Origin of the sequence: Burkholderia sp. AU33803 (genome assembly GCF_002223095.1) — a bacterium.
Classification (GTDB): Bacteria; Pseudomonadota; Gammaproteobacteria; order Burkholderiales; family Burkholderiaceae; genus Burkholderia.
In genome coordinates this window covers 348,048-368,958 of sequence record NZ_NKFJ01000005.1, presented here as the reverse complement: position 1 = coordinate 368,958, position 20,911 = coordinate 348,048, and the positions used below count along the sequence as shown (strand labels likewise).

22 protein-coding genes are annotated in these 20,911 nt (G+C 68.7%); 11 read left to right on the top strand and 11 right to left on the bottom strand.

Translation table 11 applies throughout. The annotated features are described in order from the left end of the window. Positions 1 to 10 precede the first annotated feature (10 nt). Entirely contained in the window at positions 11 to 1,573 is a 1,563-nt protein-coding gene (locus CFB41_RS13590) for a class I adenylate-forming enzyme family protein (protein WP_089456809.1), read from the bottom strand. A gap of 245 nt (positions 1,574 to 1,818) precedes the next feature. On the opposite strand from CFB41_RS13590, the gene ybaK reads away from it, so the two are divergent. Continuing rightward, a complete protein-coding gene (gene ybaK / locus CFB41_RS13585; protein ID WP_027789278.1) occupies positions 1,819 to 2,310 on the top strand; it encodes a Cys-tRNA(Pro) deacylase in 492 nt (163 codons plus the stop codon). A gap of 108 nt (positions 2,311 to 2,418) precedes the next feature. Further along, complete coding sequence (gene plsY, locus CFB41_RS13580) at positions 2,419 to 3,057, top strand: glycerol-3-phosphate 1-O-acyltransferase PlsY (protein ID WP_089440873.1); 639 nt, start codon at positions 2,419 to 2,421, stop codon at positions 3,055 to 3,057. 79 nt (positions 3,058 to 3,136) lie between these two features. Here plsY and CFB41_RS13575 read toward each other — a convergent pair whose 3' ends face one another. Then, positions 3,137 to 3,622, bottom strand: coding sequence for a YajQ family cyclic di-GMP-binding protein (locus tag CFB41_RS13575; protein ID WP_039368282.1), 486 nt, complete (start codon positions 3,620 to 3,622; stop codon positions 3,137 to 3,139). Positions 3,623 to 3,759: 137 nt separating this feature from the next. On the opposite strand from CFB41_RS13575, the gene murB reads away from it, so the two are divergent. Next, a complete protein-coding gene (gene murB, locus CFB41_RS13570; RefSeq protein WP_089456808.1) occupies positions 3,760 to 4,809 on the top strand; it encodes a UDP-N-acetylmuramate dehydrogenase in 1,050 nt (349 codons plus the stop codon). Positions 4,810 to 4,899: 90 nt separating this feature from the next. Here the strand turns inward: murB and argF are convergent, their stop codons facing one another. Continuing rightward, positions 4,900 to 5,829: an ornithine carbamoyltransferase gene (gene argF / locus CFB41_RS13565; protein WP_006482207.1), complete on the bottom strand. Its 930-nt coding sequence runs from the start codon at positions 5,827 to 5,829 to the stop codon at positions 4,900 to 4,902. A gap of 413 nt (positions 5,830 to 6,242) precedes the next feature. Between argF and CFB41_RS13560 the strand changes: the two genes are divergently transcribed. Further along, entirely contained in the window at positions 6,243 to 6,563 is a 321-nt protein-coding gene (locus CFB41_RS13560; protein ID WP_021162567.1) for a DUF3579 domain-containing protein, read from the top strand. A 156-nt stretch (positions 6,564 to 6,719) separates the two neighbouring features. Here the strand turns inward: CFB41_RS13560 and rpsT are convergent, their stop codons facing one another. After that, the gene (rpsT, locus tag CFB41_RS13555; protein WP_006482211.1) at positions 6,720 to 6,992 is read right to left on the bottom strand and encodes a 30S ribosomal protein S20; all 273 of its coding nucleotides are present in this window, start codon (positions 6,990 to 6,992) and stop codon (positions 6,720 to 6,722) included. Between the two features lie 304 nt (positions 6,993 to 7,296). Between rpsT and murJ the strand changes: the two genes are divergently transcribed. After that, positions 7,297 to 8,847: a murein biosynthesis integral membrane protein MurJ gene (gene murJ, locus CFB41_RS13550; RefSeq protein ID WP_089456807.1), complete on the top strand. Its 1,551-nt coding sequence runs from the start codon at positions 7,297 to 7,299 to the stop codon at positions 8,845 to 8,847. Between the two features lie 8 nt (positions 8,848 to 8,855). Then, a complete protein-coding gene (locus CFB41_RS13545) occupies positions 8,856 to 9,698 on the top strand; it encodes a SirB1 family protein (protein ID WP_089426643.1) in 843 nt (280 codons plus the stop codon). A 64-nt stretch (positions 9,699 to 9,762) separates the two neighbouring features. Here the strand turns inward: CFB41_RS13545 and CFB41_RS13540 are convergent, their stop codons facing one another. The 5 genes from CFB41_RS13540 to lpxK form a co-directional block, all read right to left on the bottom strand. Continuing rightward, entirely contained in the window at positions 9,763 to 10,521 is a 759-nt protein-coding gene (locus CFB41_RS13540) for an SDR family NAD(P)-dependent oxidoreductase (RefSeq protein ID WP_089456806.1), read from the bottom strand. A 296-nt stretch (positions 10,522 to 10,817) separates the two neighbouring features. Next, entirely contained in the window at positions 10,818 to 11,480 is a 663-nt protein-coding gene (adk, locus tag CFB41_RS13535) for an adenylate kinase (protein ID WP_011352990.1), read from the bottom strand. Positions 11,481 to 11,688: 208 nt separating this feature from the next. After that, positions 11,689 to 12,474, bottom strand: coding sequence for a 3-deoxy-manno-octulosonate cytidylyltransferase (gene kdsB / locus CFB41_RS13530; protein WP_089456805.1), 786 nt, complete (start codon positions 12,472 to 12,474; stop codon positions 11,689 to 11,691). Positions 12,475 to 12,586: 112 nt separating this feature from the next. Then, a complete protein-coding gene (locus tag CFB41_RS13525) occupies positions 12,587 to 12,781 on the bottom strand; it encodes a Trm112 family protein (RefSeq protein ID WP_010090898.1) in 195 nt (64 codons plus the stop codon). Next, positions 12,762 to 13,790 (bottom strand): tetraacyldisaccharide 4'-kinase, encoded by a 1,029-nt coding sequence (lpxK, locus tag CFB41_RS13520; RefSeq protein ID WP_089456804.1) that lies wholly within the window; start codon positions 13,788 to 13,790, stop codon positions 12,762 to 12,764. Before lpxK ends, CFB41_RS13525 begins: the two co-directional genes overlap by 20 nt. Before the next feature lie 450 nt (positions 13,791 to 14,240). Between lpxK and xseA the strand changes: the two genes are divergently transcribed. Together xseA and sodB are read left to right on the top strand one after the other, a co-directional pair. Then, positions 14,241 to 15,623 (top strand): exodeoxyribonuclease VII large subunit, encoded by a 1,383-nt coding sequence (xseA, locus tag CFB41_RS13515; protein WP_046544571.1) that lies wholly within the window; start codon positions 14,241 to 14,243, stop codon positions 15,621 to 15,623. A gap of 227 nt (positions 15,624 to 15,850) precedes the next feature. Then, positions 15,851 to 16,429 carry a superoxide dismutase [Fe] gene (gene sodB / locus CFB41_RS13510; RefSeq protein WP_089440866.1) on the top strand — a complete coding sequence of 193 codons (579 nt, stop codon included), beginning with the start codon at positions 15,851 to 15,853 and terminating at the stop codon, positions 16,427 to 16,429. A gap of 106 nt (positions 16,430 to 16,535) precedes the next feature. Here the strand turns inward: sodB and chrA are convergent, their stop codons facing one another. Beyond that, positions 16,536 to 17,747, bottom strand: coding sequence for a chromate efflux transporter (gene chrA / locus CFB41_RS13505; protein ID WP_089456803.1), 1,212 nt, complete (start codon positions 17,745 to 17,747; stop codon positions 16,536 to 16,538). An 86-nt stretch (positions 17,748 to 17,833) separates the two neighbouring features. Further along, entirely contained in the window at positions 17,834 to 18,541 is a 708-nt protein-coding gene (locus CFB41_RS13500; RefSeq protein ID WP_089456802.1) for a Crp/Fnr family transcriptional regulator, read from the bottom strand. An 81-nt stretch (positions 18,542 to 18,622) separates the two neighbouring features. On the opposite strand from CFB41_RS13500, the gene CFB41_RS13495 reads away from it, so the two are divergent. From CFB41_RS13495 to CFB41_RS13485, 3 genes are all read left to right on the top strand, one after another. Continuing rightward, the gene (locus CFB41_RS13495) at positions 18,623 to 19,147 is read left to right on the top strand and encodes a DUF962 domain-containing protein (RefSeq protein ID WP_089456801.1); all 525 of its coding nucleotides are present in this window, start codon (positions 18,623 to 18,625) and stop codon (positions 19,145 to 19,147) included. Then, complete coding sequence (locus CFB41_RS13490) at positions 19,140 to 20,186, top strand: 2-dehydropantoate 2-reductase (RefSeq protein ID WP_089456800.1); 1,047 nt, start codon at positions 19,140 to 19,142, stop codon at positions 20,184 to 20,186. Before CFB41_RS13495 ends, CFB41_RS13490 begins: the two co-directional genes overlap by 8 nt. Before the next feature lie 101 nt (positions 20,187 to 20,287). Further along, entirely contained in the window at positions 20,288 to 20,893 is a 606-nt protein-coding gene (locus CFB41_RS13485; RefSeq protein ID WP_089456799.1) for a class I SAM-dependent methyltransferase, read from the top strand. Positions 20,894 to 20,911 lie beyond the last annotated feature (18 nt).

Sequence of the window (20,911 nt, the reverse complement as noted above, 5' to 3'; positions counted from 1 at the left end):
CCCGCGCGCGTCAGATCAGCTCGCGCAGCTTGTGCTTCAGCACCTTGCCCGTCGATGCGGCCGGCAGCGCGTCGAGTACGCGGATGTGTGCGGGGCGTTTGTAAGGCGCGAGCCGCTCCGCACACCACGCGTGCAACGCCGCTTCCTCGGCCGTCGCGCCGGGCACTAGCTCGACGAACGCAAGCACTTCCTCGTTGCCTTGGACCGCGCGGCCGATGACGGCCGCCTGCACGACGTCCGGATGCGCGTTCAGCACCTGCTCGACTTCGACCGGATAGACGTTGAAGCCCGACCGGATGATCAGCTCCTTGCTACGGCCCGCGATTGTCACTGCGCCGTCCGCCTCCTGCCGCGCGAGATCGCCGGTGCGCAGCCAGCCGTCCGGCGACACGGCCGCGTGCGTGGCGTCCGCGTTGCGGTAGTAGCCGAGCATCACGTTCGGCCCGCGCACGCGGATCTCGCCGACTTCACCCGGCGGCACGTCGGTGCCGTTCGGTGCGACGATCCGCATCTCCACGCCGGGAATCGGCACGCCGACCGAGCTGTCGGTGCGCGGCGCGTCGAGCGGCGTTTGCGTGATCGTCGGGCTGCTTTCGGTCATCCCGTAGCCGTTGTGCAGCGGCACGCCGTAAAGGCGCTCGACGCGCGCCTTCAGGTTTGCGTCGAGCGGCGAGCCGCCCGAATACGCGAAGCGCAGGCGCGGCGCGCGCCACACGTGGCCGTGCGTGTGCAGGTGTTCGAGCAGCTTCGCGTGCATCGCGGGCACGCCCTGGAAGATCGTGACGCCTTCGTCGGCGAGCGCGACGCGCACGGCTTCCGGCGAGAAGCGCGGCGCGAGCCGCAGCGTCGCGCCCGCGTACAGGCTGCCGAGGCAGACCGACGCGAGCCCGTACACGTGTGACACCGGCAGCACCGTGTAGACGACATCGTCGGGCGACACGCGGCGCAGCATGCTCGACGTCGCCGCGATGAACAGCAGGTTGCGATGCGACAGCATCACGCCCTTCGGCGTGCCGGTCGTGCCGGTCGTGTAGATCAGCGCCGCGCATTGCGCGGCGCCGTCGGCGGCGACCGGTTCGCCCGGCGCGCTCGCGTCGACGTGGTACGACCACGCGCCGATGTCGACCGGCAGTGCGCTGGCGGGTGTCGCACCGTGCCGTTCGGCATGCGTGCGCGCGTCGGGCGAGGCGTCGGTGGTGAACGCGATCAGCTTGGGCCGTGCGTGCGCGGCGATCGCGTCGAGCTCGCTGGCGGATAGCCGCGCGTTCGACACGAGCGCCCACGCGTCGAGGCGGGCGGCCGCAAACAGCAGCACGATCTGCGCGACGCAGTTTTCGGCGACGATCATCACGCGGTCGCCGCCTTGCACCCCGAGGTTGGCGAGCAGCGCGGCGGCTGCATCGACGGCCTGCGACAGCTCGCCGTACGACAGGCGGCGCGCGTCCTCGATCAGCGCCGGATGCGCGGGCGCCAGCGCGGCCCGGCGTGCGGGCACGTCGGCGATGCGGCGAGGCAGCGCGGCGAGCAGGGCGTCGACGTCGAGCGGCTCGGATGAACGGAGGGACGAGGGCATGGCGTCTCCAGAAGAAGGGCGGGCGGCGGCTGACGAGGTTGGCGAACGATCGTGCCATGGCAGCGCGCGCGCCACAATCGGCCATTCGGTCAATAGCGCTTCGCGATGTCCGCAATGATGATGGACGGAATCGTTGCGGCGACGCAGCAGGCCGCCCGGCGAAAAACGGGCCGCGAGTATACCGCCGGTGCGAGCGCGAGGGCGTGATCGCGCGCGCGCCGGTCGTTCACCCTTAAAATGCCGCCATGAGCAAATCCAGGCATGTGTCCGAAACCCCCGCGACCCAGTTGCTGCGCCGCCACGGCGTTGCATTCGGCGAGCATCCGTACGACTACGTCGAGCACGGCGGCACCGGCGAATCGGCGCGCCAGCTCGGTGTCGACGAGCACAGCGTCGTGAAGACGCTCGTGATGGAAGATGAACACGCGAAGCCGCTGATCGTGCTGATGCACGGCGACCGCACCGTATCGACGAAGAACCTCGCGCGGCAGATCGGCGCGAAGCGCGTCGAGCCGTGCAAGCCCGAGGTCGCGAACCGCCATTCGGGCTATCTCGTCGGCGGCACGTCGCCGTTCGGCACGCGCAAGACGATGCCCGTCTACGTCGAGGCGACGATCCTCGAGCTGCCGACGATTTACCTGAACGGCGGGCGTCGCGGCTACCTCGTCAGCCTCGCGCCGGCCGTGCTCACGTCGCTGCTCGGCGCGCAGCCCGTGCAGTGCGCCAGTGTCGACTGAGGGTTTCACCTTCGTGGCAGGCGGCGCGCGTTCGGTAGAATGGGCGCCGTTTCGGCGTGCCGCGCGCAGCCGTCCCTTTACCGATACGTTGAAAGAAGAGTCCTCCGCATGCAGATCCTGCTCGCCGCCCTCGTTGCCTACCTGATCGGTTCGGTGTCGTTCGCCGTCGTCGTCAGTGGCGCGATGGGCCTGGCCGACCCGCGTTCGTACGGGTCGAAGAATCCCGGCGCGACCAACGTGCTGCGCAGCGGCAACAAGAAGGCCGCGATCCTGACGCTCGTCGGCGATGCATTCAAGGGCTGGATTGCCGTCTGGCTCGCCCGGCGCTTCGGCCTGCCCGACGTCGCGGTCGCATGGGTCGCGATCGCCGTGTTCCTCGGCCACCTGTATCCGGTGTTCTTCCGCTTCCAGGGCGGCAAGGGCGTCGCGACCGCGGCCGGCGTGCTGCTCGCGGTGCACCCGGTGCTCGGGCTCGCGACCGCGCTGACCTGGCTGATCGTCGCGTTCTTCTTCCGCTATTCGTCGCTCGCGGCGCTGGTGGCGGCCGTGTTCGCGCCGGTGTTCGACGTGTTCCTGTTCGGCACGGGCCACAACCCGGTCGCGTGGGCCGTGCTCGCGATGAGCGTGCTGCTCGTGTGGCGTCACCGCGGCAACATTGCGAAGCTGCTGGCGGGGCAGGAAAGCCGGATCGGCGACAAGAAGAAGGCGGCCGCGGACGGCGGCGCGCAGGACGGCGGGAAAGCCTGAGAAAGTGCGGCGCCTGGCCGCAGCCGGGCGCGCCGCGTATGCGGGGCCCGGCGGGATGACGTGACGGATCGCCCGGCGATCAGTCGCGGAAGTTGTTGAAGTCGAGCGGCGTGTCGGTCACGTCCTTGCGCAGCATCGCGATCACGCTCTGCAGGTCGTCGCGCTTCGTGCCGTTCACGCGCACGGCGTCGCCCTGGATGCTCGCCTGCACCTTGATCTTGCTGTCCTTCACGAGGCGCACGATCTTCTTCGCGAGATCGCCGGTCACGCCTTTCTTCACGGTGACGATCTGCTTGACCTTGTCGCCGCCGATCTTCTCGACCTTGCCGTAGTCGAGGAAGCGCACGTCGACGTTGCGCTTGGCCAGCTTGCCGATCAGCACGTCCTTGACCTGGCCCAGCTTGAAATCGTCATCGGCGAACAGCGTCAGCTCGCGTTCCTTCTGCTCGACGCGCGCGTCGGAGCCCTTGAAGTCGAAGCGCGTCGAAATTTCCTTGTTCGACTGCTCGATGGCGTTCTTCACTTCGATCATGTTCGCTTCGGAAACGACGTCGAACGATGGCATGGCATTCCTCCCTTGAGATGCGGGCACCCGGCTCGCGCGCGGGCACTCGCTATAATTGCGGACTGTTTGCCATTTTACCGATGCCCCTCCGTTTGCCCAAGGCCGGCCATGCGCCGCCCGGGCGGACGTGACCGCGAATGCCGATGCCTCCTGACGATTCCGCCCTGTCGCTGCTTCCCGACCATCCGCTCGCCGCGCACAACACGTTCGGCATCGCCGCGACCGCGCGCTTTGCCGCGCGCATCACGCATGCGTCGCAGTTCGAGGCGCTCCATCGCGACCCGCGCGTCGCGAACCTGCCGCAACTCGTGCTCGGCGGCGGCAGCAACGTCGTGTTCACGCGCGACTTCGACGGCGTCGTGCTGCTCGACGAGATCGCGGGCCGCCGCGTCGTCCGCGAGGACGACGACGCGTGGTACGTCGAGGCCGGCGGCGGCGAGAACTGGCATGCATTCGTCGCATGGACGCTCGAGCACGGGATGGCGGGCCTCGAGAACCTCGCGCTGATTCCGGGCACGGTCGGCGCCGCGCCGATCCAGAACATCGGCGCATACGGCCTCGAGATGAAGGCGTATTTCGACTCGCTGGTCGCGGTGGAGCTGGCGACGGGGCGCAGCGAGCGTTTCGACGCCGCGCGCTGCGCGTTCGGCTATCGCGACAGCTTCTTCAAGCGGGAAGGGCGCGGCCGGTTCGCGATCGTGTCGGTGACGTTCCGGTTGCCGAAGCAGTGGGCGCCGCGGCTCGGCTACGCGGACGTCACGCGCGAACTCGACGCCCGCGGCATGGCACCCGATGCGGCCACGGCGCGCGACGTGTTCGACGCGGTCGCCGCGATCCGCCGCGCGAAGCTGCCCGATCCGCTCGTCCTCGGCAACGCGGGCAGCTTCTTCAAGAATCCGGTGATCGATGCCGCGCAGTTCGATGCGCTGCGCGCCCGCACGCCGGAAGTCGTGTCGTATCCGCAGCCGGACGGGCAGGTCAAGCTCGCGGCCGGCTGGCTGATCGACCGCTGCGGCTGGAAGGGGCGCGCGCTGGGCGCGGCGGCCGTGCACGACCGCCAGGCGCTCGTGCTCGTCAATCGCGGCGGCGCGACGGGGGCCGACGTGCTCGCGCTGGCACAGGCGATCCAGGCCGACGTGCGCGAACGTTTCGGCGTCGAACTCGAGCCCGAACCGGTCTGCCTGTAACGCGGGCTCGGCACCGCTTTTCCCGCGCCCAAACAAAAGCGCCGATCGTCGATCGGCGCTTTTTTCATGAGCTGGCGGGTTGCCGGCGCGTCAGTGCTTGAGGCGGCCGAGCAGCAGGAACTCCATCAGCGCCTTCTGCACGTGCAGGCGGTTTTCCGCTTCATCCCACACGACGCTCTGCGGGCCGTCGATCACGCCGGCCGTCACTTCCTCGCCGCGGTGTGCGGGCAGGCAGTGCATGAAGAGGGCGTCCGGGTTCGCGTGCCCCATCATTTCCTCGTCGACGCACCAGTCGGCGAACGCCTGCTTGCGGGCCTCGTTCTCGGCCTCGAAGCCCATGCTCGTCCACACGTCGGTGGTGACGAGGTCGGCGCCCTTGCATGCTTCGTTCGGATCGTCGAACACTTCGTAGAACGGCGCGCTGTCGGGCGACACGAGCTTCATGTCGAGCGCGTAGCCGGGCGGCGTGGACAGGCGCAGCTTGAAGCCGAGGATCTGCGCGGCTTCGATCCACGTGTAGAGCATGTTGTTCGCATCGCCGACCCAGGCAACGGTCTTGCCGGCGATCGGGCCGCGGTGCTCGTAGTACGTGAAGATATCGGCGAGCACCTGGCACGGGTGGTACTCGTTCGTCAGGCCGTTGATCACCGGCACGCGGGAATTCTGCGCGAAGCGCGTGATCACGTCCTGCTCGAACGTACGGATCATGATGATGTCGACCATGCGCGAGATGACCTGCGCGGAATCCTCGACGGGTTCGCCGCGGCCGAGCTGCGTGTCGCGCGTGCTCATGAAGACGGCGTGACCGCCGAGCTGGAAGATCCCGGCTTCGAACGACAGGCGCGTGCGCGTCGAGCTCTTCTCGAAGATCATCGCGAGCGTGCGGTCGTGCAGCGGGTGATAGGTCTCGTAGTTCTTGAACTTGCGCTTCAGGATACCCGTGCGCTCGAGCACGTACTCGTAGTCTTCCAGCGAGAAATCCTTGAACTGCAGGTAGTGACGAATGGTTTTGGCGGTCATGAAGCGAAATACGGCGGGTTGCACCCGGCAGCAAGGCCGGACGGCGCCGCCGTCGGGTGTGGATAACTCAAAGCAGCATAAAGGATTTTCTGTGCTTTGACGAGCCGCGGAGAGAAGCGGGGCAGGATCGCCGCGCGCGGCAAGCGACGCAGGAGGCGGGGTGTCGGGACGGCGCGCGATGGCGCGCTGCGGTATAATTCAAAAGTTTTCTCCAGCCCGGCAGGCAAGCCTCCTCGCGCTCTGCCGGACACAAGCCGTGCGCTGCACAAATCCGGTGCAGTCCGCCGGTGGCGCGCGCCGACGTCCTGTTTTCGGGATATCGGAATGCTTGTGCCGCCGTCCGTTTCAGCTTTGTGTTCGCGTATCCAGGCGCCGTTGCCTGGACATCGCCGGGCCGTCACTTGGGTAACCACATGGCTGAAACCCCTCCGACCGAATTCTTCATCCAGGGCATCACGAAAGACGGGAAAAAGTTTCGCCCGAGCGACTGGTCGGAACGTCTGGCCGGTGTGATGGCCTGCTTCGGGCCGGGGGCTAGCGGGCCGAACGCGCGCCTCAAGTATTCGCTCTACGTGCGTCCGACGATGCTCGGCGACCTGAAATGCGTGATCCTCGATTCCCGGCTGCGCGACGTCGAGCCGATGGCGTTCGATTTCGTGCTGAATTTCGCGAAGGACAACAATCTCGTCGTGACCGAGGCGTGCGAACTGCCGGACTACGACGCGAAGAAGTGATGCCGGCGCGGGCGAGGGCGCTTGCCGCGCCCGCCCTCGTGGCAACTGTCACCGCCCGCAGGATGCGTCGGCGACAGGCAACAAAAAAGCCCGCCTAGGCGGGCTTTTTTGCGATCGCAGGAAACAGGAACGCCCGCGTGAGCGGGCGCACCGGATTTACGCTGCTGCCTGCAGACCCTTGACGGCTGCGGCCAGGCGGCTCTTGCTGCGAGCGGCCTTGTTCTTGTGAACGATCTTCTTGTCGGCGATCGTGTCGATCGTCTTCACGGCAGCCTTGAACAGCTCGGCAGCCTTTGCCTGGTCGCCGGCTTCAACAGCCTTGCGAACCGACTTGATCGCGGTACGGAATTTCGAGCGCAGCGCCGAGTTGTGCGAGTTTGCCTTCGCGGCCTGACGGGCGCGCTTGCGTGCTTGTGCGGAGTTAGCCATGACGGTTCCTTATCCTGTCCTGTTTCCAGAGCTTGGAGCCTAGACGGCCAAGCGCTGCTTTTCGATCCGTCCCCTGAGAGCGATTGCCCAGGGGCGCATAAAAAACGGTGATTTTAACCGAGGCAGGGACATGAAAACGGCAGTTGCCGTGCATGTACGAGCCTAGAAACCGGCGATTATAGCAACGAAATCAAGCGCGTGGCAAGTTCAACATGACACCCGCCCAGGACGGCGCCGAACGCGTGCGCGCTTTTCGGCATCGGCCGCTGGCCGGGCCACGCAACGTCCGTATAATAAGCGCCCCATGAATCTATTCCGAGCCCTGCTGACGGTCAGCGGCTTCACGCTGCTGTCGCGCGTGACCGGACTGGCCCGCGAGACGCTGATCGCCCGTGCGTTCGGCGCCAGTCAATACACCGACGCGTTCTACGTCGCCTTCCGTATCCCGAACCTGCTGCGCCGCCTGTCTGCCGAAGGTGCGTTCTCGCAGGCGTTCGTGCCGATCCTCGCCGAGTTCAAGAACCAGCAGGGGCATGACGCGACGAAAGCGCTCGTCGACGCGATGTCCACCGTGCTGGCGTGGGCGCTTGCCGTGCTGTCCGTGATCGGGATCGCCGGCGCATCGTGGGTCGTGTTCGCGGTCGCGTCCGGCCTGCACACCGACGGGCAGGCGTTCCCGCTCGCGGTCACGATGACGCAGATCATGTTCCCGTACATCGTGTTCATCTCGCTGACGACGCTCGCCTCCGGCGTGCTGAACACGTACAAGAGCTTCTCGCTGCCCGCGTTCGCGCCGGTGCTGCTCAACGTCGCGTTCATCGCCGCGGCCGTGTTCGTCGCGCCGCACCTGAAGGTGCCGGTGTTTGCGTTGGCATGGGCCGTCATCGTCGGCGGCGTGCTGCAGTTCCTCGTGCAGCTGCCTGGCCTGAAGAAGATCGACATGGTGCCGCTGATCGGCCTCAACCCGCTGCGCGCGCTGCGCCACCCGGGCGTGAAGCGCGTGCTCGCGAAGATGGTGCCCGCGACGTTCGCGGTGTCGGTCGCGCAACTGTCGCTGATCATCAACACCAACATCGCGTCGCGGCTCGGGCAGGGCGCCGTGTCATGGATCAACTATGCCGACCGCCTGATGGAATTCCCGACGGCGCTGCTCGGCGTCGCGCTCGGCACGATCCTGCTGCCGAGCCTGTCGAAGGCGCACGTCGATGCCGATTCGCACGAGTATTCGGCGCTGCTCGACTGGGGCCTGCGCGTCACGTTCCTGCTCGCGGCGCCGAGTGCGCTCGCGCTGTTCTTCTTCGCGACGCCGCTCACCGCGACCCTGTTCAACTACGGCAAGTTCGACGCGCACACCGTCACGATGGTCGCGCGCGCGCTGGCGACCTACGGGATCGGCCTCGTCGGCATCATCCTGATCAAGATCCTCGCGCCGGGCTTCTATGCGAAGCAGGACATCAAGACGCCCGTGAAGATCGCGATCGGCGTGCTGATCGTCACGCAGATCTCGAACTACGTGTTCGTGCCGCTGATCGGCCACGCGGGCCTGACGCTGAGCATCGGCGTCGGCGCGTGCCTGAACTCGCTGCTGCTGTTCATCGGGCTGCGCAAGCGCGGCATCTACCAGCCGTCGCCGGGCTGGCTGCGCTTCTTCGTGCAGCTGATCGGCGCGGCGCTCGTGCTCGCCGGCCTGATGCACTGGCTGTCGATCAGCTTCGACTGGACCGGGATGCGTGCGCAGCCGCTCGACCGCATTGCGCTGATGGCCGCGTGCCTCGTGCTGTTCGCTGCACTATATTTCGGTATGTTGTGGGTGATGGGCTTCAAATACGCTTATTTCAAAAGGCGCGCCAAGTGACGACCGCAATGACCCGCGTCCTCGACTACTTCAGCACGCTCGTGGCAGACGACGACAGCCTGCCCGTCACGGAAGCGGCGCTGTCGCTGGCGCAGGACGCGTATCCCGACCTCGACCTGCAGGGCACGCTGGCCGAACTCGACATGCTGGCGGCGCGGTTGCGCCGGCGGCTCACGGACGATGCGGACCTGAAGGGCCGCGTCGCCGCGCTGAACGATTTCTTCTTCCGCGAGCTCGGCTTCGCGTGCAATCACAACGATTACTACGACCCCGATAACAGCCACCTGAACGCCGTGCTGAAGCGGCGGCGCGGGATCCCGATCTCGCTGTCGGTGCTGTACCTGGAGCTTGCCGAGCAGATCGGCGTGCCGGCGCGCGGCGTGTCGTTCCCCGGCCATTTCCTGCTGCGCGTCACGCTGCCGGACGGCGACCTGATCATCGATCCGGCCAACGGCCATTCGCTGTCCGAAGCCGAGATGGTCGAGATGCTCGAGCCGTACGTCGCGCGAGCGGCCGGCGCGGTCGACAGCGCATTGCGCGCGCTGCTGCAGCCGGCGACGAGCCGCGAGATCATCGCGCGGATGCTGCGTAACCTGAAGACGATCTATCTCCAGACGGAACGCTGGCAGCGCCTGCTCGCGGTGCAGCAGCGGCTCGTGATCCTGTTGCCCGAGCACCTCGACGAAGTCCGCGACCGCGGTTTCGCGTATGCGCGGCTCGATTACCTGCGGCCCGCGCTCGAGGATCTCGAACTGTATCTCGGCGAGCGGCCGGACGCGGACGACGCGACCGTCGTCGAGTCGCAGGTGACCGAATTGCGGCAGCGGATGCAGCGCGACGGCGAGGATTGAGCCGCCGTCACGCTGCCGGAACCCTGAATGAAACGACGCCCGCATCGCGGGCGTTTTTTCGTGCCTATTTCGGCTGCATCCGGATCGCGCCGTCGAGGCGGATCACTTCGCCGTTGAGCATCGGATTCTCGACGATCTGGCGCACCAGCAGCGCGTATTCGGCCGGTTTGCCGAGACGCGGCGGGAACGGCACCATCGCGCCGAGCGCGTCCTGCACGTCCTGCGGCATGCCGAGCAGCATCGGCGTCTCGAACAGGCCGGGCGCGATCGTCATCACGCGGATGCCGCTGCGCGACAAGTCGCGCGCGATCGGCAGCGTCATGCCCGCGACGCCGGCCTTCGACGCCGCATACGCGGCCTGGCCGATCTGCCCGTCGAACGCGGCAACCGACGCGGTGCTGACGATCACGCCGCGCTCGCCGTCCGCGGTCGGCGCGGTGGCCGCCATCGCGGCGGCCGCGAGCCGGATCATGTTGAATGTGCCCACGAGGTTCACGTTGATCGTCTTCGCGAACACGTCGAGCGGATGCGCGCCGTCCTTGCCGACGGTCTTCGCGGCGGGCGCGATGCCCGCGCAGTTCACGAGGCCGCGCAGCGTGCCGGCTTGCGTTGCCGCGCTGACGGCCGCCTGCGCGTCGGCTTCGCTCGACACGTCGCAGTGCACGAAAATGCCGCCCAGTTCGGTGGCGAGCGCGGTGCCCGCCGCGTCGTTCAGGTCGGCGAGCACGACCGTGCCGCCTGCCTGCGCGAGCATCCGCGCGGTGCCGGCGCCGAGGCCCGATGCGCCGCCCGTGATCAGAAACACGTTGCCGCGAATTTCCATGACTGTCTCCGTTGTTGAGCGCCCCCGGCGCTTCAGCGCTCAGGGCACGGCCGTCTCCAAGGTGGTCACCGCTATCGGCGCTTCGGCGCGGGTTGCGGTTCCGCGCAAAGCGGTTGCCTGGTTCAATGCCGCGCGATGGGTTGAAATGCCGGCGCCCGGGTAGCGCGCGCGCCCGCACCCGACCGATTGTACGGGGCACGCTCGCGCGACGGCGGGACCAGAACGGTCGTGCCAATTCCGGCCGGGCAAAAAAAAGCCGCCCGGAAAGGGCGGCTTGCGGTTGCGCGATGCGCTGCTTACTTCAGTGCGCCAAACGCGCGCTCGCGGATTTCCTCGACGCTGCCGAGGCCCGAGATCTTGCGATACTGCGGTGCCTTCAGGCCGTTTTCCTCGCCGCGCTGCGCCCAGTCGCCGTAGTACGTGATCAGCGGCTTGGTCTGCGCTTCGTACACTTCGAGACGCTTCTTGACGGTTTCTTCCTTGTCGTCGTCGCGCTGGATCAGCGGCTCGCCCGTCACGTCGTCATGGCCTTCGACCTTCGGCGGATTGAACTTGACGTGGTACGTGCGGCCCGATGCCGGGTGCGTGCGGCGGCCGCTCATGCGCTCGATGATTTCCGAGAACGGCACGTCGATCTCGAGCACGTAGTCGATCGCGACGCCGGCTTCCTTCATGGCGTCAGCCTGCGCGATCGTGCGCGGGAAACCGTCGAACAGATAGCCGTTCGCGCAGTCGGATTCCTTCAGGCGCTCCTTGACGAGGCCGATGATCAGCGCGTCCGGGACGAGCTTGCCGGCGTCCATGTAGCCCTTCGCCTCGACGCCGAGCGGCGTGCCGGCCTTCACGGCCGCGCGCAGCATGTCGCCCGTCGAGATTTGCGGGATGCCGAATTTTTCCTTGATGAAGTTTGCCTGGGTGCCCTTTCCCGCGCCGGGCGCGCCCAACAGGATCAAACGCATGGTGATATCTCCAGTATGTAGATTCGTGTGGCGAGACGAAAAAAGCGCCGGCGACGGTGTGCGCGGGGCTTGCCTGGCGCGTGGCGGGCCGGTCTGATGCGGCGCGTCGGGTTGGGCGACGCGCGGCTGCCGGCAGGGCCGCGGGCGGGGTCAAGCGAGGACGCGCTGGTCGCGGACGGCTCGCACAATCGCCTGATTATGCCACGGGTTATTTTGATGACGGCTGAAAAAGGGCCTGCACGCGTGCGAGATCGGCCGGCGTGTCGATGCCGGCTTCCGGCGCGGACTCGGTGATCAGCACTGCGATGCGCTCGCCGTGCCAGAGCGCGCGCAGCTGTTCGAGCTGCTCGGCCTGTTCGATCGGCGCCTGCGCCAACGTCGGATAGGTGCGCAGGAAACGCGCGCGATACGCATAGAGGCCGATGTGCCGATAGACCGGGAAGGCCGGTGCAGGCATGGCCGCGACGTCGGGCCAGTGCGGCTGGTACGCGTCCCGGCTCCACGGAATCGGCGCGCGCGAGAAGTACAGCGCGACGCTCTGCGCGTCGAGCGCGACCTTCACCACGTTCGGGTTGAACACGTCGGCCGCGTCGTGGATCGGGTGGGCGGCCGTCGCAATCGCGCAGGCCGGATGCGCGGCGAGGTGCGACGCTACGTCGCGCACGAGCACCGGGTCGATCAGCGGCTCGTCGCCCTGTACGTTGACGACGACGGTGTCGTCGCTCCACCCGAACGTCGCCGCGACTTCCGCGAGCCGGTCGGTGCCGGACGGATGGTCGGCGCGTGTCAGTACCGCTTCGAAGCCGTGATTGCGGGCCGCATCGAGCACGCTCTGCGCGTCGGACGCGACCAGCACCTGCTGCGCGCCCGCTTCGCGCGCGCGCTCGGCGACGCGCACGACCATCGGCTTGCCGCCGAGATCGGCGAGCGGCTTGTTCGGGAGCCGCGTCGACGCGAGCCGGGCGGGAATGACGGCGATGAAGGGTTGAGTCATCGGGGAGGACGGTGAGGAAAGCGGAGCGGGCGGCGCGTCGGGTGCGGGCCGCCCGGCGGGTTCTCGGCGCCCTTGCCGCGGACACGCCGCGGCAAGGGCCGGGTCGGGCGGCTTAGCGGCCGGCCGGGTCGACCGGCGTGCCTTCGACGGTCTGGCGCGCTTCGTCGACCAGCATCACGGGGATGCCGTCGCGGATCGGGTAGGCGAGCTTGTCCGCGTTGCAGATCAGCTCCTGCGCGGCACGGTCATAGTGGAGCGGGCCTTTGCAGATAGGGCACACAAGGATTTCAAGCAGGCGAGCGTCCACGGAGTTTCTCCACAACGAGGGCAATGAGGCGAGGGTCGAGCGCGGCTTCGACGGGGACCACCCACAGTCGGGCGTCGCGCCAGGAAGCGCCCAATTTTACTGCATCCTTCTCGGTGATCAGGATCGCATCGACGGCGTCGTCGACGAACGGATTGTCGGCGAACGCGTAGTGGTCGGGCAGCGCGCGCGTCGCGGGCGCGAGACCGGCCGCGCGCAGCGTCGCGAAGAAGCGTTCCGGCGCGCCGATGCCGGCCGCGGCGAGCACGCGCTCGTTCGCGAATTGCGACAGCGGGCGGCGCAGCGCGGGCTGGTCGAGGTGCCACGCGGCGCCCGGCGTGAGCGCGAGCGAATAGGTGTCGGGCCACGGCGGCAGCGCGCCGCTGTACGGATCGTTGACGAGCGTGGCGTCGCGGTGCCGCGACAGCGGCTCGCGCAACGGCCCGGCCGGCAGCAGGAAGCCGTTGCCGCCGAGCCGGTGGTCGAACACGACGAGTTCGACCGTGCGTGCGAGGCGGTAGTGCTGCAGGCCGTCGTCGCTGACGATCACGTCGACGTCCGGATGCGCGGCGCGCAGCGCCTGCGCGGCCGCGACGCGATCCGGGCAGACCCAGACGGGCGCACCGGTGCGGCGGGCGATCAGGAGCGGTTCGTCGCCGCCCACGCTGGCGCGCGACGCGGGCGTGACGGCGGTCGGCGCCTTCACGTTCGCGCCGTAGCCGCGCGACACGATGCCGGGCGTGAAGCCGGCCGCGCGCAACGCGTCGACGAGTGCGATCACGGTCGGCGTCTTGCCGGTGCCGCCGACGGTCACGTTGCCGACCACGACGACGGGCACGCCGACGTCGACCGGCTTCTTCCAGCCTTGCGCGTAGGCGGTGCGCCGCAATGCCGCGCACAGGCCGAACACGCACGCGAACGGCGTGAGCGCCCACGCGAGCGCGCCGCGGCGCTGCCATTCGCGCGTCAGGCGGGCTTCGAGCCGGGCGAGCGGGCCGTCCGGCGCGCTCATCGGGCCGGGCGCGGCAGGTCGTGCGCCGCGGCGTGGGACGGATTCGTCAAGGCGGATTCTCCGTTGGGCGGCGCATGCCGCGGGGTCTGCGGAAGGCGGCACTCTAGCGCGCCGCGGGCGGGCGCGGCAAGCGCGACCGGCCGCCGCGGCCTGCGGGGCCGGATCGCGGCGGCTTGTGGATAACTCTGTGAAGAACTCCCTGCTCGATGGCGTCAAACGCCCGCCGGGTGGGCTTCGAATCGGATGAGAATCATTCAGAAAGATTTAAAAATATATAAATATCAATGGGTTAGGGTGAATCGTCTGGATTTTTCAGCGGTTTTCGCGCGTTTTAGGCCGATGATTGCCAAAGTGTGGACACCTTCCGAACGTCACGGTACATGCGCCGGGCGCTGGACGTCGCGTGCGTGTCGGACTATCGTGTCGCCGCCAGCATTCATTCGACCGTCCATGCCTTCCGACTCCCCATTTGCCGCACCGGGCGCGACCCGCGGCGGCGACGAAGTGATTCCCGTTTCGGCGCTCAATCGCGCGATTTCGACGATGCTCGAGCGCTCGTTTCCGCTGCTGTGGATTTCGGGCGAAGTGTCGAATTTCACACGCGCCGCGAGCGGCCACTGGTATTTCTCGATCAAGGACCAGCAGGCGCAGATGCGCTGCGTGATGTTCCGCGGTCGCGCGCAGTACGCGGAGTTCACACCGCGCGAAGGTGACCGGATCGAGGTGCGCGCGGTCGTCACGATGTACGAGCCGCGCGGCGAAGTGCAGCTCAACGTCGAGGCGGTGCGGCGCACCGGGCAGGGGCGCCTGTACGAGGCGTTCCTGCGGCTGAAGGCGCAGCTCGAGAGCGAAGGACTGTTCGCGCCCGAGCGCAAGCGGCCGCTGCCGGCCCATCCGCGCGCGATCGGTATCGTCACGTCGCTACAGGCGGCGGCGCTGCGCGACGTGCTGACCACGCTCGCGCGCCGTGCACCGCACATTCCGGTGATCGTCTATCCGGCACCCGTGCAGGGCGCCGGGTCCGCCGAAAAGCTCGTCGCGGCCGTCGAGACCGCGAATGCGCGCCGCGAGGTCGACGTGCTGCTGGTCTGTCGCGGCGGCGGCTCGATCGAGGATCTGTGGTCGTTCAACGACGAGGCGCTGGCGCGTGCGATCGCGGCGAGCGAACTGCCGGTCGTCAGCGGCGTCGGGCACGAAACCGATTTCACGATCGCGGACTTCGCGGCCGACGTGCGCGCGCCGACGCCGACTGGCGCGGCCGAACTCGCGAGCCCGCAGCGCGCGCTGCTGCTGCGCGAGGTCGGCGAGCGCCAGCGTGCGCTCGCGCGCGGCATGGAACGCCGGCTGGAGCAGCGCGCGCAGCAGCTCGACTGGCTCGCGCGCCGGCTGGTGAGCCCGGCGGAGCGGCTGCAGCGGCAGCGCACGCACGTCGAGCAGCTCGCGGTGCGGCTCGCGTCGGCGGCGTCGCGGCCGGTGCGCGACGCGCGCGCGCGGTTCGCGCTCGCGCAGCTGCGCTGGCAGCGCGCACGTCCTGATCCGTCGCAGGCGCGCCAGGCGCTCGCGGGGCTGTCGCAGCGTCTTGCGCTGGCCTTGCAGCGCCGTCACGAACGCGACACGGCTCGCGTGTCAGCCTGTGCGGCACGGCTCGAGGTGCTGAGTCCGCAGCGCACGCTCGAGCGCGGCTATGCAGCGCTGATCGATGCGCAGACGGGCCGTGCGGTGCGCACGCCGAACGCGCTGAAGCCGCAGCGCCGCCTGACCGTGCATCTCGCGGAAGGCTCGGCCGACGTGTCGATCGCCGACGTGCAGCCGCGGCTGACCGATACGATCTGACGTAACGGGGGCAAGCGGCGCGAAGGTTGTTGCAACGGACGCATCGTGCACGGGAACGGATGCTGCTCATCGTCGGGTTCGTCCTGCCGGACGTTGCGCAAACATCGCTTTTCCGCATACCGCGGATAAATGGCCCGTGAGTTTGCGGGGTTATTCGTCCTCGCCTACAATCGGACGCTCGGCAGCATCCAACACAGCCTCCCTACATACTCAACGAAGGAATCGCCATGGCTCATACGCTCCCGCCGCTCCCGTACGCTGAAGACGCACTCGCGCCGACCATCTCGAAAGAGACGATCGAGTACCACTACGGCAAGCACCATCAGGCTTATGTGACGAACCTGAACAATCTGATCCCGGGCACGGAATTCGAAAACCTGTCGCTGGAAGAGATCGTGAAGAAGTCGTCGGGCGGCATCTTCAACAACGCCGCGCAAATCTGGAACCACACGTTCTTCTGGAACAGCCTGTCGCCGAACGGCGGCGGCGCACCGACGGGCGCGCTGGGCGACGCGATCAACGCCAAGTGGGGTTCGTACGACGCATTCAAGGAAGCGTTCACGAAGGCCGCAGTCGGCACGTTCGGCTCGGGCTGGGCATGGCTCGTGAAGAAGGCTGACGGTTCGCTCGACATCGTGTCGACGAGCAACGCAGCAACGCCGCTGACGACCGCCGACAAGGCACTGCTGACGATCGACGTGTGGGAACACGCGTACTACATCGACTACCGCAACGCACGTCCGAAGTTCGTCGAAGCGTTCTGGAACATCGTGAACTGGGACTTCGCAGCGAAGAACTTCGCGTAAGGTCCGGCGCCTGCGCGCCGCTACGGCGCGCGGTACCCAGCAAGAAAAGCCCTCGAAACGAGGGCTTTTTGTTTTTGACGCGGTGGAACGTGCCGCGCGTACCGGGTCAGGCCAGAAGGCCGAGCCCCCAGCCGAGCGCGGCGCTCGCGATCACGACGGCCCACGGCGGTACACGCCAGAACACCAGTGCGACGAATGCGACGAGCGCGGCGGCCAGATCGCGCGGCGCCACGATCGTGTCGGTCCAGACCGGGTGATAGAGCGCGGCGACCAGCAGCCCGACGACGGCCGCGTTCACGCCCGCGAGCGCGGCCTGCATGCGCGTGCTGCGGCGCAGGCGTTCCCAGAACGGCGCGGTGCCGGCCACCAGCAGGAACGACGGCGCGAAGATCGACACCAGCGCGATCGTGCCGCCGAGCCAGCCGTTCGGTGCGTTATGCAGCGACGCGCCGAGGAACGCCGAGAACGTGAACAGCGGCCCCGGCACGGCCTGCGCGACGCCATATCCGGCCAGGAACGCCGCATCGCCGACCCAGCCGGGCGCGACCACCGCCGCCTGCAGCAGCGGCAGCACCACGTGACCGCCGCCGAACACGAGCGCGCCCGTGCGGAAGAACGCATCGACGACGGCAAGCGTATCGGAGCGCAGCGTACGGGCCGCGAACGGCAGGATGGCGAGAAGCGCCGCGAACAGCGCGAGCCACAGCACGCCCGCGCGAGGCGACACGTGCAGCGGCAGTGGATCATGCGCACCACGCGGCGGCTGCGGCAGCAGCACGAGGCCGGCCAACCCGGCCGCGACGATCACCGCAACCTGGGTCCACGCGGCCGGTGCGAGCAACGCGACGCAGGCGGCCGCGGCCATCAGCGTGACGCGGCGGGCATCCGGGCACAGCGTGCGCGCCATGCCCCACACGGCTTGCGCGATCACGGCGACCGACACGATGCGCAGCCCGTGCAGCGCGCCGGCTTCGATCGGCGCGCCTGTTGCATGCACGCCGAGCGCGAACAGCATCATCAGCAGCGCCGACGGCAGCGTGAAGCCGAGCCACGCGGCGAACATGCCCGCGTAGCCGGCGCGCGCGAGGCCGATCGCCATCCCGACCTGGCTGCTCGCGGGCCCCGGCAGGAACTGGCACAGCCCGACGAGGTCGGCGTACGTGCGCTCGGTGAGCCAGCCGCGCCGCGTGACGAATTCGGTGCGGAAGTAGCCGAGATGCGCGACCGGGCCGCCGAACGACGTGAGGCCGAGCCGCAGGAACGCGATGAACACAGGCCACGGATGGCGGGAGGGAGCGGAGACGGTTGACGTGCTCAAGGCGGTGCGGGCGGATGAACGGACGAGCCGCCACGATAGCGCAACGCGGTGACGGCGGGGCGGTCGCGTGGCGGCGGTGCCGAACCTCAGCGCAGACCGTCGGGCAACCCGCTCGCGCGCCGCAGCGCATCGACGTCGACGAGCTCGATCTCGCCGACGTGCAGCCGCACGACGCCGTCGGCCTGCAGCGCCTTCAGCAACTGGTTGGTGGTCTGCCGCGTCAGCGACAGCATCGCTGCGAGCTTTTCCTGCGACAACCGGATGCGGGTGCGGCCGGCGCTGATCCCGCCGTAGCCGTCGGCGATCATCAGCAGCCGGGCGGCGAGCCGCTGCGCGGCCGGCATCACGCTCATCGATTCGACGGTCAGGAAGCTCAGACGCAGTTTCTGCGCCATCAGCAGCGCGAAGTGCCGCCAGTATTGCGGCGTCGCATCGAGGATCGCGAGCAGCGCGGCCTGCGGGACGTGCAGCAGCAGCGCGTCGTCGAGCGCGATCGCGTCGTGCGTGCGCGGCTGGCCGTCGAACAGCGCGATTTCGCCGAACCAGGTGACGGGCTCGGCCACCGTCAGCAGCGCTTCCTTGCCCTGCGGGTCGACCGCACCTATCGTGAGTGAACCGGCCAGTACCGCGTACAGCCCGCACGGCGGGTCGCCGCGCCGGAACAGCGCATGGCCGGCCGGCAGCCGGCGCAGCGCCGCGCGGGCGAGCAGGTCCGCGCGCAACGCGGGCGGCAGCGCGGCGAACCACGGGTTCGCTTCGATCTGCGGCAGGTACGGGGCGAGCGAAGAGGGCATGGGCACGCGATGTCGGGTAGCTGACAGAGGTTCTCGGGCGTGACGCGCATCATAGCGGTCAACCATGGACCAGGAGACGCGATGAAGACACTCGAAGACCATCTTGCCCAGTATGCGGCCTACCACCGCGACGCGCGCAACATCGCGACGCATCTGGTCGGCATTCCGATGATCGTGTTCGCGGTCGAGGTGCTGCTGTCGCGGCCGGCGCTCGGGATGCTGGCCGGCATCGCGCTGTCGCCGGCGCTGCTGCTGGCCGTCGCGTTCGCGGTGTTCTACCTGCGTCTCGACCTGCGGTTCGGGATCGTGATGACCGCGCTGTTCGCGCTCGGCCTGTGGGCCGCACAGGCGCTCGCGTTGCTGCCGACCGCGCAATGGCTCGCGATCGGCATCGGTGCGTTCGTCGTCGGGTGGATCGTGCAGTTCGTCGGACACTGGTTCGAGGGGCGCAAGCCCGCATTCGTCGACGATCTGGTCGGCCTGATGGTCGGGCCGCTGTTCGTCGTTGCCGAGGTCGCGTTCTTCGCGGGGCTGCGCGGCGACGTGCGCCGCGAAGTCGAGCGGCGGGCCGGCCCCGTGCACGGCGGCGCGCATTCGCATGTCTGACGCACCGGCGTGCGTGGTCGGCGCGGGCGCTGTCGGTTGCTATCTCGGGGGACGGCTGGCGGCGGCCGGCGCGAACGTGACGCTCGTCGGCCGCGCGCGGATCGGTGACGCGATTCATCGGCACGGGCTGACGCTGACCGACCGGCGTGGCTACCGCGCGACGCTCGCGCCGGCCGATGTCGTGTTCGAGACCGATCCGGCGGCTGCGGCCGCCGCGCGGCTCGTGCTCGTGGCGGTGAAATCGGCCGCGACGCGCGAGGCCGCGGCGCAGCTTGCCGGCGTGCTGCGGCCCGGCACGGTCGTGATCAGTTTCCAGAACGGCCTGCACAACGCCGACGTGCTGCGCGAAGCGCTACCGCAAGCCACCGTGCTGGCCGGCATGGTGCCGTTCAACGTGATCGAGCGCACACCCGGTGCGTTTCACCAGGGTTCGGCCGGCGCGCTGGCGGCCGAAGCCTCCCCCGCGCTGACGCCGTTCGCCGATGCATTCGCGCGCGCCGGGCTGCCGCTCGCGCTGCACCGCGACATGCGGGCCGTGCAATGGGCAAAGCTGCTGCTCAACCTGAACAACGCGGTCAACGCGCTCGCGAACCTGCCGCTGCGCGACGAACTCGCGCAACGCGCGTACCGGCGCTGTGTTGCGCTTGCGCAGCGCGAAGCGCTGCACTGGCTGGCGCGGGCCGCGATCCGGCCCGCGCGGCTGACACCGTTGCCCGCCGGGTGGCTCCCGGCCCTGCTCGACTTGCCCGATCCGGCGTTTCGCGTGCTTGGCGGCCGGATGCTCGCGATCGACCCGCTCGCGCGTTCGTCGATGTCCGACGATCTCGCGGCGGGGCGGGCGACGGAAGTCGAGTGGATCAACGGCGAGGTCGTGCGGCTGGCCGCTCACTTCGGCGGGCAGGCGCCCGTCAATGCGCGACTGTGCGCGCTCGTGCACGATGCGGAACGCGCGGCGGCGCGCCCGGCCTGGCGCGGCGATGCGCTGTGGGCCGAGCTGACCGCGCAAGCGCCGCGCGCGGGCGACGTGCGGACTGCGTAGGGGCCGCACGGCTCGCGGCATGGGCGTGCGTGACGCCGCACGGCGTGTGCAACGGCTAAGATGCGGAGTGCGTCATACGACGCCTATGCGGAGCCGTCACCATGGTGGATCGTCCGACTCTCGATGCCTACGACGCCCATGCCGCGCAATACGCGCAGGACTGGCTCGACCAGGCTGCGCCCGACGACATGTACGCGCTGCTGGAGCAGCATTTCTCGCCGGGGCCGACCGCGGACGTCGGCTGCGGGGCCGGGCGCGATACGGCCTGGCTCGCGTCGCGCGGCTTCGACGTGCGCGGCTACGACGCGAGCGCCGCGCTGCTCGACGAGGCGCGGCGTCGCCACCCGGATCTCACCTTCGAGCAGGCCGCGCTGCCGGCGCTGGCCGGCGTGCCGTCCGGCGCGTTTCGCAACGTACTGTGCGAAACGGTCGTCATGCATCTCGAACAGGCGGAGGCGGCCGCTGCCGCCGCGCGGCTGGCCGAGTTGCTGATGCCCGGCGGCACGTTGTACATGAGCTGGCGGGTGGCCGGAAACGGCGCGTTGCGCGACGAGCGCGGCCGCCTCTATACGCCGCTCGATTCGGCGCGGATGCGGGCGGCGCTCGGCGCCGGCACGCAAGTGATCGACGAGCACGAGGTCGTCAGCGCCTCGTCCGGCAAGCGCGTGCACCGGCTGATCGTACGCAAGGCTGCCGCGGCCGCCTGAGCGCGGCGCGGGGCACGC

Coding starts and splice junctions, on each gene's coding strand:
- CFB41_RS13590 (WP_089456809.1), bottom strand. CDS start 1,573: ATGCCCTCGTCCCTCCGTTCATCCGAGCCGCTCGACGTCGACGCCCTG.
- ybaK (WP_027789278.1), top strand. CDS start 1,819: ATGAGCAAATCCAGGCATGTGTCCGAAACCCCCGCGACCCAGTTGCTG.
- plsY (WP_089440873.1), top strand. CDS start 2,419: ATGCAGATCCTGCTCGCCGCCCTCGTTGCCTACCTGATCGGTTCGGTG.
- CFB41_RS13575 (WP_039368282.1), bottom strand. CDS start 3,622: ATGCCATCGTTCGACGTCGTTTCCGAAGCGAACATGATCGAAGTGAAG.
- murB (WP_089456808.1), top strand. CDS start 3,760: ATGCCGATGCCTCCTGACGATTCCGCCCTGTCGCTGCTTCCCGACCAT.
- argF (WP_006482207.1), bottom strand. CDS start 5,829: ATGACCGCCAAAACCATTCGTCACTACCTGCAGTTCAAGGATTTCTCG.
- CFB41_RS13560 (WP_021162567.1), top strand. CDS start 6,243: ATGGCTGAAACCCCTCCGACCGAATTCTTCATCCAGGGCATCACGAAA.
- rpsT (WP_006482211.1), bottom strand. CDS start 6,992: ATGGCTAACTCCGCACAAGCACGCAAGCGCGCCCGTCAGGCCGCGAAG.
- murJ (WP_089456807.1), top strand. CDS start 7,297: ATGAATCTATTCCGAGCCCTGCTGACGGTCAGCGGCTTCACGCTGCTG.
- CFB41_RS13545 (WP_089426643.1), top strand. CDS start 8,856: ATGACCCGCGTCCTCGACTACTTCAGCACGCTCGTGGCAGACGACGAC.
- CFB41_RS13540 (WP_089456806.1), bottom strand. CDS start 10,521: ATGGAAATTCGCGGCAACGTGTTTCTGATCACGGGCGGCGCATCGGGC.
- adk (WP_011352990.1), bottom strand. CDS start 11,480: ATGCGTTTGATCCTGTTGGGCGCGCCCGGCGCGGGAAAGGGCACCCAG.
- kdsB (WP_089456805.1), bottom strand. CDS start 12,474: ATGACTCAACCCTTCATCGCCGTCATTCCCGCCCGGCTCGCGTCGACG.
- lpxK (WP_089456804.1), bottom strand. CDS start 13,790: ATGAGCGCGCCGGACGGCCCGCTCGCCCGGCTCGAAGCCCGCCTGACG.
- xseA (WP_046544571.1), top strand. CDS start 14,241: ATGCCTTCCGACTCCCCATTTGCCGCACCGGGCGCGACCCGCGGCGGC.
- sodB (WP_089440866.1), top strand. CDS start 15,851: ATGGCTCATACGCTCCCGCCGCTCCCGTACGCTGAAGACGCACTCGCG.
- CFB41_RS13500 (WP_089456802.1), bottom strand. CDS start 18,541: ATGCCCTCTTCGCTCGCCCCGTACCTGCCGCAGATCGAAGCGAACCCG.
- CFB41_RS13495 (WP_089456801.1), top strand. CDS start 18,623: ATGAAGACACTCGAAGACCATCTTGCCCAGTATGCGGCCTACCACCGC.
- CFB41_RS13490 (WP_089456800.1), top strand. CDS start 19,140: ATGTCTGACGCACCGGCGTGCGTGGTCGGCGCGGGCGCTGTCGGTTGC.
- CFB41_RS13485 (WP_089456799.1), top strand. CDS start 20,288: ATGGTGGATCGTCCGACTCTCGATGCCTACGACGCCCATGCCGCGCAA.